The organism is Marinomonas hwangdonensis, from assembly GCF_003721245.1.
Classification (GTDB): Bacteria; Pseudomonadota; Gammaproteobacteria; order Pseudomonadales; family Marinomonadaceae; genus Marinomonas; species Marinomonas hwangdonensis.
In genome coordinates, this window is record NZ_RIZG01000005.1 from 30,097 (window position 1) to 41,772 (window position 11,676).

Here is an 11,676-nt window from a genome sequence, read left to right on the forward strand (position 1 = left end):
TCTAGGTTAAATTTTTGTGTTTGCCATTTTTTTCTAAACGGCGATGTGCATTGGGGATAAGTTCTTTCAATGCTCGCCGATAAACGTCTTTCTTAAACGCCACAACCTGACCCAATGGGTACCAATAACTCACCCAGCGCCAGCCATCAAACTCAGGTGTTTCGGTGCCGTCAACACACACAGACGCGTCAGGACAGCGAATCGATAGCAAAAACCACTTCTGCTTTTGCCCAATGCATAAAGGTTTACTATTGTGTCTTAGCATGCGCTTAGGTAGACGATAACGCAGCCAACCTCGAGTCTTGCCGATGATTTCCACATGATGAGGGTCTAAGCCGACTTCTTCTTTGAGCTCACGGTATAAAGCGTCTTCAGGGGTCTCATCGGGTTTAATACCGCCTTGTGGAAACTGCCAAGCATTTTGCCCAACTCGTCTCGCCCAAAGTAACTGGCCGCGCTCGTTCATCAAAATGATGCCCACATTCGGCCTGTATCCGTCTGCATCAATCACGAGCCATCACCTTCTAATATAAGAATAAATTAGATTCATTGTTCCACAATTCCCCTATTCGCACAATTAAGACTGCTGTTATTTATTATCTGCAAGGCTATACTTTGCGTACTTTAGAAGATTTTAAAAGAATTGAGGGGAAACTGTGACACTCGCAATATTTGACTTAGACGGCACCTTATTAAACGGTGACAGTGATTACACTTGGGGACAATTTCTGGTTGAAAAAGGTTTAGTCGATACGCAAGTGTATAAAGAAGCCAACGACAAGTTCTTTAAACAGTATCAATCTGGCACCTTAGACATTTATGAATATCTCGCGTTTAGTTTGGCGCCACTGACCCAATTTTCCCAAGCCGAACTGACCGCGCTCCACCAAACCTTCATGCAGGAAAAGATCCAACCCATGATGCAAAAAAAAGCCAGTGAGCTCTTAAAGCATCACAAAGACCAAGGCCATTTTTTGTTAATGATTACCGCCACCAACCAGTTCGTGACAGGGCCTATTGGCGACGCCTTAGGCATGGATCACATTATTGCCCCCGTGCCTGAGATCGTTAACGACCAATATACAGGCAAGGTCGCGGGTATTCCGAGTTTCCAGGAAGGTAAGGTCACACGTCTAAATGACTGGCTCGCTGAGACAGGACACTCCATGGAAGGCAGCTACTTTTACAGTGACTCTCGCAATGACCTACCACTGTTAGAATTAGTCGCTCATCCTATTGTCGTTGATGGCGATGAAATATTAACAAACATAGCCCAAGAACGCGGTTGGCAGCACATATCTTTAAGAGACTAGCCGACTGGACACTCCAAAAAAAAGCGCTATCAGAAATAAATCTGACAGCGCTTTTTTACGTTCAATTCACTCACACAATAGGCTTATAGCCCCATATTATTGTGAATGCGATAAAACAAAGCTTTTAGATATTCCGTTTCCTCAATCGCTGGGTGAACCGGATGATCGGGTGCTTGTGTTCCACGATATATTAATTGCGAAAAACGCTCTAATTGGCGGCTATTGCTGCGAACGATGTCGTGTAAACGGGCCGTTTCTAAGTGCATAGAACAAGAGCCTGACACCAAGACCCCCCCTTTAGCCACCAAGCGCATCGCCAACTGGTTTGCTCGGTGATAAGCCCCCTCGCCTGCTTTAATGTCTTTACGACGAGCAATAAAGGCTGGCGGATCCATCACAACCACATCAAAACGCTCTTTATCTTCGATCAAAGACTGCATGGCTTCAAAAGCGTCACCATGCATCAAATTAGAAGCACCTTCGTATTGATTCAACTTCAGGTTTTCATCAACATGACTCAAAGCACTCTCAGACGCATCAATGAAAGTTACGTCGGTCGCCCCTGCGGACGCCGCTTGAACACCCCAGCCACCAATGTAGGAGAAAACATCTAGCACGCGTTTGCCATCGCAAAAGCCTTGCATGGTTTTGCGATTTTCACGGTGATCATAGAACCAACCCGTTTTTTGGCCATCCCAAACGGGTGCTTGAAACAAAACACCATTTTCTTGCAAGAAAACCAATTCTGGTACCGTACCAAACGCTTCTTCAACGTAGGTATCAAGACCTTCAATTTGACGCATCTTGCCATCATTTTTCATCAAAATAGCCGATGGTTTCACCACGTCTTGTAGTGCTTCGACTATCTCATTTTTCACGCGTTCCATGCCTGCGGTGGAAATTTGCACAACCAGAATATCGGCAAAACGATCCACGACTAAACCAGACAAACCATCAGAATCACCAAACACAAGACGATAATATGGCGCAGAATACGTTAATTCGCGTAAAGATAAGGCAATTTTTAAACGATGAACCAATGTCGATTTATTGAGAAAGGTGTCCGTACTGCGGCTCATAAGACGGCCGCAAATCAAAGTATTCGGGTTTATCGTCGCAATACCAAGCGGTTTACCTTGCGCTGTTTCGACAACAACCTGATCCCCTGGCGTAAATTGCTTTAATGGCGTCGCTGAGGTGTCCACCTCATTGCTGTAAATCCATTGATGTCCAGCTCTTAGACGGCGATCAGCTTGACCTTTTAGTCGAATAACACTCAAAATTTTTCACCCAGTATGTTTAAAAAAACGCTATTATAGTGACTCTATTATCAATTACTACGAAATACACGTAGTAATGCTTACATGCCTTCACATTTATAGAAGTCTGCTTATGTCATCATCAATGAACGAACAACAACTTAAACGCATCTTGCAAGGCATCAGCATTCCACCTCAACCGCAAATTATGGTGGATTTGCACATGGAACAAGCCATGCCTGATCCAGATATGGCACGTATATCGCAAATCATTTCACAAGACGTAGGCCTGTCTGCTGCGGTATTAAAGCTGGTGAATTCTGCTGCATTTAATTTACCCAGAAAAATAACCTCCATTCAACAAGCCGTAATGATACTGGGAACAAATAGTATCACCAATATAATCAATGGCCTGGCTGTAAAAAGTGAACTATCAGACGACACAATACAATCTCTGCATGGCTTTTGGGATACGGCGGTTGATGTCGCGGCTATCAGCTCCAGCATTGCGAACCAACTCAAATTTAAGTACAAAGATGAATGCTACGCCTTGGGACTTTTTCATAATGCAGGCATTCCTCTGATGATGAAGCGATTCAAAGAATATGATCTGGTTCTGAAAAAAGGCTACCAAGATCCCGAGTTCAACCTAACCAATATGGAAAACGACGCCTTCAAAACCAATCACTCCGTTGTCGGCTACTACCTTGCAAAGTCTTGGGGTGTACCCAAAAGCTGCTGTGCCGTCATAGCGAAACACCATCGCGTTGATTACTTATTTTCCCATCGTGTGCCGGGCGACAAGATCAGTTTAAGCTTTGTTTCTATTTTAAAAATGGCGGAGCACATTGCTTCGGTTTACCGCCACCTAGGGCACGCACAAGAAGATTATGAATGGCAAAAAATTGGTCACTATGTACTGGACCATTTAGAAATCAGTGAGTATGACTTTGAAGGGATTATAGAGGTTTGTCACGAACAAGGCTTAGGCACAATTTAAGACAACACCAAACAGACACACAGCCAAACAAGGATGTTATAAAGACGTGCAATGTAAGGCCTTTAAAAAAAGGCCAAGCCCTAGACTATTCTTGTAAAAACATCACCAAATGATCCAGATGGACGCTCAAGCCTATCTCTTGTCCCACCGCATGGTTATGGTGAGAAGAAGCAAAGCAATACACCACTTTTCCAGATGCTAATTTCACCCGATATAAAAAATGCGAACCACGAAACCATTTGCTAACAATAATACCCACAAATGCGCTGTCATCATCGTGCAGTATATCGTCAGGGCGCACTAAAAGATCAACCTTAGCGTTCTCCGAGAACCCATGATTTAGCTCCCCATGAATATTCCCTAAGTCAGAATGCACACAGTTAGGACCACAAACAGTCGCCGATAGAAAATCCCCATGACCAATAAAACTCGCCACAAAACGCGTCTCAGGACGATGGTAAATTTGATAGGGAGAGCCCGTTTGGTGAACCACACCCGCACTCATCACTGAGACCTGATCTGCCATCGCAAAGGCTTCCATCTGATCGTGAGTCACCAGCAAAGCGCTCATCTTTTCATGTCTGAGTATGGCCCGAATATCGGGCACAAGCTCTTCCCTTAACTTTGCGTCCAATCCCGAGAAAGGCTCGTCCATCAATAACAACTTAGGCTTAGGTGCGATAGCACGGGCCAGAGCAACACGCTGCTGCTGCCCCCCTGACAAGGAGTGAGGATAACGCCCTTCAAAACCTGCCAAGCCAACCAGATCTAATAAATATGTAACACGCTCATGCATGGCTTTTTTGGGCCATGCCGACAAACCAAAAGCAATGTTTTGCGCAATAGTCAGATGAGGAAACAAGGCAATATCTTGAAACACCATACCGATTTGACGATGTTCAGCATTCACACTAAGAGACTGATTGGCAATCACCTCGCCATCAATGCGTATTTCACCGGTCATTAATGATTCAAAACCGGCAATAGCCCGTAGCAAAGTGGACTTACCACAACCACTTGGCCCCAATAAACACCCAATCTGCCCCTCTAGCAATTGAAAAGACGCATTTTTTACCACGCTTATGCCATCGTATCCCACCGACACATTGTCTAGCTGCATTTCTTTTAACAAAGTCTGAGGGGGTAACGACGTCATATAAAAATCCTAAAAATCAGTGACCAACACGAGAAGAAATCGAACGGCTTAACAAGATAACCGGCACCAAGCCCACTAACACAATCATTAATGAAGCTGGCGCAGCGTCTATTAAACGCTCATCGGAGGCTAATTCGAACGCTCTTACCGCCAGCGTATTAAAGTTGAATGGGCGTAACACAAAGGTCGCTGGCAATTCTTTCAACACATCAACAAACACAATTAAAACCGCCGTTAACACAGACCCCTTCAGTAAAGGAAGATGAATCTGTCTTAATACCTTGTAAGGAGACAGCCCTAGAGAGCGCCCTGCCATGTCCATGCTTGGCTTAATCTTACCAAGGCCATTTTGCACAGCGCCAAGAGACACCGCCATAAAACGTACCGTGTAAGCAAACAAGAGCGCAAACAAAGTACCTGAAAAAATCAAACCAAGGTTATGACCGGTATAATCGCGAACAAAATTGATAATCCTGTGGTCTAGCCACGCCAGAGGAACAATCACGCCAATCGCAATAATGGTACCTGGCAAAGCGTACCCTAATCCCGCTATACCGACCGACACACGGACACTTCTTGCTCTGTTATTCAAACGTATCGCATAGCTCAGAACTAGGGCTAAAGACACAACTACCAGAGACGCCAACGCCGCCAAATAGAAGGAATTCCATGCCAATTCGACAAAGTTTGCACCGGGCACCTCGGCTTTAAACAGAGCCCAATAACCCAATACGATGACAGGAATAAAAAAACCCACCACGATCGGCAAAAAACAAAAGACTCTCGCCATAACCGCTTGTTTACCCCGCAGAACTACGCGTCTATGACTGGCTTTTTTCAAACCTGATGAGTGGTATTGAATACGACGACGGGAATAACGCTCTAGCAGAATTAACACGGCAACAAACATCAACAGCACACCCGCCAATTGTGACGCCGCAGTAATGTCGCCAAAACCATAAAATGTCCGTAGTATTCCAGTGGTAAAGGTACTGACCCCAAAATATTGCACTGTGCCATAGTCCGCCAGCGTTTCCATCAAGGCCAATGTCAATCCTGTCACTATGGCTGGACGAGCAAGCGGAAGAGCCAACTTAAAAAAGGCTCTTTGACTGGAATAGCCTAACGTTCGACTCACTTCCATGATATTTTCAGATTGCTCTAGGAAAGCCGCTCGACTCATCAAATACACGTAGGGATAAAGCACCAAGGTCAACATAACCATAGCACCGCCCAATGAGCGCACTTCGAAGAACCAATATTCGCCATAGCGCCACCCTGTCAGCTCCCTTATAAGGGTTTGTACAGGACCAGCAAAGTCCAAAATACCCGTGTAGGTATAAGCAATAATATACGCAGGAAAGGCCATAGGCAGCAAAAGCGCCCATGATAGGAAAGTCCGACCAGGGAATTCATACATACTGGTGAACCAAGCGCAAGGTACACCAATTAACAACACGCCAGCACCCACTCCCAGCATTAATAACAAGGAATTAGAAACGTATTCAGCCAATACGGTTTGGTAAAGGTGCGTCCATACGTCACCGTCACTGATTAGAACATTGATCAAAACAACCAAAATAGGAAGCGCTAAGACAGCGGCTACCAGAATGGCCATAATCTTTAACCCACTCCACCTAGACCGACTCGTTAAACTTGAGTGCACCACATCTGCCATTAACCATCAAAACCTGTATTTAAAGCCTGTATTGAAGAGACCACTCTTCTGCACAAGGATTCGTAAAAAGACCGAAGAAACTAGCACAACACTGTAGCTAATGCTAGCGATTCTCATTTATTTGACCGCATTCAATCTTGTATGATGCACGGAAATGTCATCAAAAAAAACGCGGGAGAATCAATGTATCAACTGATTTAAACCGTCATTCACTACCAAAGCATCGTCTAATTCGTAAACAATCCCGTCAGACAAGCCCGCGGCTTTAGACACGGCTCTTGGGAATCCTTCACGCACAAGATCCAAATCACGCTCAGTTCGAATGCAGGCATTGATGTAACAAGCTAAATTTAATACACAAGACAGTGGATCTGGATCGCCATCAGAAAAGGGGCGCTTATGGTATTGCACCGCATAACCAAGGCTGGCGGGGAATTTCCACAAATCCATCAAGGCACGACCCGCTTCCTGTGAGGTAAAGCCCAGTAAGTCTTGCTCTGCTTTTACTCTACCCGCTTTTCTATTCGCCACTAGAAGTTGAATTTCTTTCGCAATATCAGGGGCAGCAAGATGCAACAACAATCGACCAATATTATGAACAATACCGGCCGTGAAGGCCTCATCGGTTTCGACTAACGGCGTGCGCTTAGCAAACCAGTGCGCCAGTTCAGCCACTCGAAAAGAATCAGCCCAAAACTCGTTTAGATTAATCCCCTCCACTTTCGTTACTGAATTTGAAAAGCCAGAAGCAATAACCAGTGTTTTTAGCCTATCGATACCAAGCAACACCGTTGCCTCATCAATAGAGGATATCTTTCTCGACAAACCAAAATACGCGGAGTTAACCACCCTCAACACTTTCAGGGAAATGGTTTGATCATGAGACACACGCTCGCTAATATCAGCGTATTTTGCATTCGGATCATTCAATAATTGAATCAATTCACGAACAATGTCTGGGACATTAGGAAGCTTATCGGTTTGTCTCAAAAGATCTGAGGTTTGCATGCCTGGTTGCCTTTTTCATTTTCTTATTCGTTAAACACACTATGACGACAGCAGGAAACCTATTTAGACAAGCTTGCTGAGCATTAAAAGCGGTAAACGCACCATTGTTGAGAATACGATCTTTACGAAAATGACGTCAAGCCTGCCGCTCGTGCAATCAAGGTTTTCTTTAACGATGTGCTGCGGTGAAATTGCTTCATTCCCATGTTTCTTAACTGAACAAGTGCAGGTTGTTGGGTGGAAAATAAACGCTTAAACGCCTCCATACCGGCCGCCATCGCAATGTTATCTAACATGCGAGCGCGTTGATAACGTCTAAGCACGTTACTTGCTCCAAGGCATTCCCCTCGGCGATGTGCCTTGCTAAGCACCTCAACCAAAACTTTCGCGTCTGAAAAACCTAGGTTAGCGCCCTGCCCCGCAAGCGGATGAATCGTATGCGCGGCATCGCCAATCAAAGCCAACCCCGCTTTCACGTACTGCTTAGCGTGACGTTGTCGAAGGGGAACCGCTTGTCGCGGCTGGGTCACACTTAACACATCAAAGCGCGAGTTCATTGCATACTGTAAACGACGACAAAACAGCGCCTCGTCTAATGCCATCAGGGAAGCAGCTTCACTTGGAGGCACAGACCACACAATCGACACAAAGTGTCGCTGATTCACTGATGGCATCGGCAGAAACGCCAAAATACCTTCTTCACCAAAGCTTTGCCACGCGGTATTGCCGTGAGGCTGGGCAATCTCTATGGTCGCAACAATAGCATGATGACCGTAGTCCCATTCAATGGTCTCAAAATCATTTTCGATACGCAGCGTCGACATAGCACCATCAGCGCCAATCAGCACTTGTGCGTCTAAAGCGTATCCTGACGACAATTCCACTCGAACACCAGATTCGCTCAAATGATGAGATTCCAAGGTGTCCCCCAGATAAAGATCAAGAAGATTTGTCTCCCGAGCTCGTCGTATGAGTTGATCATTTAAGACCGCATTTTCTAACAAATGCCCCAGCTCAGGCATGGCCGTAGCACCGGCACTAAAATCAATATAGCCGTCCCCAAGACCATCCCACACCACCATATTGTCATAACAAGCAATACGGTCAGTCGCAATGCCTTGCCACACACCAGCCTCTTCGAGCAGCGTTTTAGACTGAGAGGAAATCGCACTCACCCGAGAATCGTAGGCTGGTGGCACAGATAAGGTATAATCGCCATGGTGCTTGTCCACAAGGGCGATACGTAACGAAGATTTAGCCAGCAAGATCGCAGACAAAGCACCGACCATGCCGGCACCGACTATAATCACATCATACGATTTTGCCATTTCACTTGCTCCGTTTGTCTTATGAATAGTTCTCTACTGAAGCCGTTTATCGACTTGCTAACATGAATGCCTCAATGTCTTGTATTTCTTTTGGTAGGCCGTGGGTCAAAACGTAAGGACCTTCGGCACGAATCAACACATCGTCTTCAATACGAATGCCAATCCCCCGCCATTTCGCGTCTACCTTGGTATTGTCTTTAGAAACGTACAGCCCAGGCTCAATGGTCAACACCATACCTTCTTCTAGTAAGCGAGACTCACCGGCTATCTTGTACGATCCACAGTCATGGACATCCAAGCCTAACCAGTGCCCTGTATTATGCATATAAAAATCGCGGTACGCTTTGCTCTCGATCAGAAAATCCACGTCGCCATGCAATAAACCTAATGTGACCAAACCTTGCGTCAGGGTTCTCACTGCGGCGTTGTGGCACGCTTCGTACGGTGTCCCTACGGTCAGCTCTTTCATTCCTGCATGATAGGCATCTAACACAACCTGATACAAAGCCGCTTGTGGTTCACTAAATCGGCCATTGGCTGGAAAGGTACGTGTAATGTCTGAGGCATAACATCCCAATTCGGCGCCCGCATCGATCAAGATCAAATCGCCATCGGCGATGACTTCATTGTTTTGAATATAATGCAGCACGCAGGCGTTGCTGCCTGATGCCACGATATTGTTATACGCAGGCTGACGCGCCCCGGATTTCATAAAAACGTAATTCAATTCTGCTTCCAGCTGGTATTCCATCATACCGGGGCGGACAGAACGCATCGCTTGTTTATGCGCCTCGACACTGATTTGCGCCGCCGTTTCCATGATAGCGATTTCTTCTGGGTCTTTACGCAAACGCATTTCAGACACTATGGGCGCTAAATCCATAAAACGTGTTGGCGCCACAGCCCCCATTCGAGCGCGAGCAGCAAGCGCATCTCGCCAACCGGCCACTTTTTCACGCAACATAGCGTCATTGAATAAATAGACTAGGTGCGTCGTGCCGTCTAAGGCGGAAAACGCCTCGCTGTCTAGCTCGTCTAATACCGCCGCTTTTTGAGCACCGAAACGGGTTACAGCCCCTTCCGTGCCAAATCGAAACCCCTCCCACTGCTCTTTCTCAGGGTCCTTGGGTAAGGTAATCAGGGTTAATTCACCCTGCCCGTGAATCAAGGCATAAGCACTGGGTTCCGGAAACCCTGTGAGATAAAAAAAACTGCTGTGGGGGCGAAACTCATACTCGCAATCATTATTACGAGTCGATAGCTCCCCGGTGCGCAACACCACCACACTGTTTTCGGGTAAAGATTGCATCAATCGCTCACGGCGAGCCTGATAAGTCTGAGTTTCGATTTTCATAATAAGTCTCGATTAATGTAAAAAACCGTGCTTTGTATGATCGGCATCGGGGTTGATGTCATGATGCTCTGTGTACAACATCATGGCAGACAACCTAACATATTCCACCAGCTCGGTTAAATCCGCTTCATTGTCATTATTGTCTTCAAGGGCGCGCATGTCAGCCTGCATGCCTGAAATATTCGCAAAATCGCGCAAAACCTGTTTTGTCTCGTCAGACAAGGTGCTTTTCTGACCGGATAAACCATAGCCTGCTAGAAATCCATGCGCCCATTGAGACAGAGTCACGCCCCGCTCACACAAATCCGCATCTTCATCGGAGATACAAGGCACAAGGGCGAACTCACCGTTTTGAAGTAACGTCAATGTCGCAGTATAGAGTTCGACAATGGCTGCGCGGCTCGCGTCTTCTTTCCAGCCTTCAATATCACAAAACTCAGCCACCATGGTTAACCAATCTTCCAATGGCAGTGTTACCCCAGACGCGAGATAGCCACATAACTGACCATGTAATTCCGCTGGTGATGCAGTAATGGATTCGCTCACAAATACATCAGCGATCAGATCGAAGTCCAATGCGTCTTTTAACCTTTCTGTGGACATGCTATGTCACCCTATTTCGGTTCAATTCTCAAAAAAAGAAGCCGCACCGAATGGCGCGGCTTCTTCTTATTTTAGTCCAATTAGCCGAGTTGCTTAAGACCTGATTCTACCGTCTGTAAAATCAGAGTATTAATCGTCATGGGGCCTACGCCACCTGGCACAGGCGTGTACGCAGCAACTCGGTCAACCAAAGGCGCCAATTCGATATCGCCAACACCACCAGGGTGATAACCGGCATCGACCACCACGGCACCGTCTTTGATCCATTCGGCTTTTATAAATTCTGGCTTACCCACCGCACCAACAACAACATCGGCTTGCTTAATAAACTCAGACAAATTCTGTGTACGAGAATGGCAAATCGTCACGGTGGCATTGGCATTTAACATCATCATTGCCATTGGTTTGCCGAGAATAGGACTACGACCAACCACAACAACGTGCTTACCTTCTAGGTTCACATCATATGCTTCAAGCAAACGCATGATGCCAGCAGGCGTGGCCGCACCGTATGCAGGCTCTTGCATTGCCATACGACCAAAACCAAGACAAGTCACACCGTCTACGTCTTTATGAGCCGCTATCGCATCAAAACACAAACGCTCATCGATTTGCTCTGGTACTGGATGTTGCAACAAGATACCGTGAACGTCTGGGTTGCTGTTTAATTCGTTAATCTTAGCTAAAAGCTGCTCAGTCGTTGTGGTTTCTGGCAATTCAATCGCCATAGAATCCATGCCTACTCGACGACAAGCATTGCCTTTCATTTTTACATACGTGGCCGACGCAGGGTCAGCACCCACTAAAATGGTCGCAAGGATCGGGGTGCAACCAGTGCGCGCTTTCAGCTCAGTGACTTGAGCTTGTAAACGGTTTTCAGTTTCTTCGGCGCAAAGTTTGCCGTCAAGAACCAGTGCAGTCATGAATGAGCTCCAGTATTTATCGCGTGGTATAAAGAGGGAGGCGCATTATACCTC

11 protein-coding genes are annotated in these 11,676 nt (G+C 46.2%); 2 read left to right on the plus strand and 9 right to left on the minus strand.

Annotation, left to right across the window (positions count from 1 at the left end):
• Window position 1 precedes the first annotated feature (1 nt).
• On the minus strand, window positions 2–511 hold the full coding sequence (locus EBI00_RS09515; RefSeq protein ID WP_123095706.1) for an RNA pyrophosphohydrolase: 510 nt from the start codon (window positions 509–511) through the stop codon (window positions 2–4).
• A gap of 145 nt (window positions 512–656) precedes the next feature.
• Here EBI00_RS09515 and EBI00_RS09520 point away from each other — a divergent pair, with 145 nt between their 5' ends.
• On the plus strand, window positions 657–1,313 hold the full coding sequence (locus tag EBI00_RS09520) for a histidinol-phosphatase (RefSeq protein ID WP_123095707.1): 657 nt from the start codon (window positions 657–659) through the stop codon (window positions 1,311–1,313).
• 83 nt (window positions 1,314–1,396) lie between these two features.
• On the opposite strand, the gene EBI00_RS09525 is transcribed toward EBI00_RS09520, so the two are convergent.
• Entirely contained in the window at window positions 1,397–2,593 is a 1,197-nt protein-coding gene (locus EBI00_RS09525; RefSeq protein WP_123095708.1) for a class I SAM-dependent rRNA methyltransferase, read from the minus strand.
• Window positions 2,594–2,705: 112 nt separating this feature from the next.
• Between EBI00_RS09525 and EBI00_RS09530 the strand changes: the two genes are divergently transcribed.
• Window positions 2,706–3,572, plus strand: coding sequence for an HDOD domain-containing protein (locus tag EBI00_RS09530; protein ID WP_123095709.1), 867 nt, complete (start codon window positions 2,706–2,708; stop codon window positions 3,570–3,572).
• Window positions 3,573–3,657: 85 nt separating this feature from the next.
• On the opposite strand, the gene EBI00_RS09535 is transcribed toward EBI00_RS09530, so the two are convergent.
• From EBI00_RS09535 to folD, 7 genes are all read right to left on the minus strand, one after another.
• On the minus strand, window positions 3,658–4,728 hold the full coding sequence (locus EBI00_RS09535; protein WP_123095710.1) for an ABC transporter ATP-binding protein: 1,071 nt from the start codon (window positions 4,726–4,728) through the stop codon (window positions 3,658–3,660).
• A 16-nt stretch (window positions 4,729–4,744) separates the two neighbouring features.
• Window positions 4,745–6,346, minus strand: a complete 1,602-nt coding sequence (locus EBI00_RS09540; RefSeq protein WP_241557004.1) for an ABC transporter permease — start codon at window positions 6,344–6,346, stop codon at window positions 4,745–4,747.
• A 240-nt stretch (window positions 6,347–6,586) separates the two neighbouring features.
• On the minus strand, window positions 6,587–7,414 hold the full coding sequence (locus tag EBI00_RS09545) for an HDOD domain-containing protein (RefSeq protein WP_123095712.1): 828 nt from the start codon (window positions 7,412–7,414) through the stop codon (window positions 6,587–6,589).
• 122 nt (window positions 7,415–7,536) lie between these two features.
• Entirely contained in the window at window positions 7,537–8,742 is a 1,206-nt protein-coding gene (locus EBI00_RS09550) for a UbiH/UbiF/VisC/COQ6 family ubiquinone biosynthesis hydroxylase (protein WP_123095713.1), read from the minus strand.
• Between the two features lie 46 nt (window positions 8,743–8,788).
• Complete coding sequence (locus tag EBI00_RS09555; protein ID WP_123095714.1) at window positions 8,789–10,096, minus strand: aminopeptidase P N-terminal domain-containing protein; 1,308 nt, start codon at window positions 10,094–10,096, stop codon at window positions 8,789–8,791.
• A gap of 12 nt (window positions 10,097–10,108) precedes the next feature.
• Window positions 10,109–10,699, minus strand: a complete 591-nt coding sequence (locus EBI00_RS09560) for a UPF0149 family protein (protein ID WP_123095715.1) — start codon at window positions 10,697–10,699, stop codon at window positions 10,109–10,111.
• A gap of 80 nt (window positions 10,700–10,779) precedes the next feature.
• Window positions 10,780–11,622, minus strand: coding sequence for a bifunctional methylenetetrahydrofolate dehydrogenase/methenyltetrahydrofolate cyclohydrolase FolD (gene folD / locus EBI00_RS09565; RefSeq protein WP_123095716.1), 843 nt, complete (start codon window positions 11,620–11,622; stop codon window positions 10,780–10,782).
• Window positions 11,623–11,676 lie beyond the last annotated feature (54 nt).

Coding starts and splice junctions, on each gene's coding strand:
- EBI00_RS09530 (WP_123095709.1), top strand. CDS start 2,706: ATGTCATCATCAATGAACGAACAACAACTTAAACGCATCTTGCAAGGC.
- EBI00_RS09535 (WP_123095710.1), bottom strand. CDS start 4,728: ATGACGTCGTTACCCCCTCAGACTTTGTTAAAAGAAATGCAGCTAGAC.
- EBI00_RS09540 (WP_241557004.1), bottom strand. CDS start 6,346: ATGGCCATTCTGGTAGCCGCTGTCTTAGCGCTTCCTATTTTGGTTGTT.
- EBI00_RS09545 (WP_123095712.1), bottom strand. CDS start 7,414: ATGCAAACCTCAGATCTTTTGAGACAAACCGATAAGCTTCCTAATGTC.
- EBI00_RS09550 (WP_123095713.1), bottom strand. CDS start 8,742: ATGGCAAAATCGTATGATGTGATTATAGTCGGTGCCGGCATGGTCGGT.
- EBI00_RS09555 (WP_123095714.1), bottom strand. CDS start 10,096: ATGAAAATCGAAACTCAGACTTATCAGGCTCGCCGTGAGCGATTGATG.
- EBI00_RS09560 (WP_123095715.1), bottom strand. CDS start 10,699: ATGTCCACAGAAAGGTTAAAAGACGCATTGGACTTCGATCTGATCGCT.
- folD (WP_123095716.1), bottom strand. CDS start 11,622: ATGACTGCACTGGTTCTTGACGGCAAACTTTGCGCCGAAGAAACTGAA.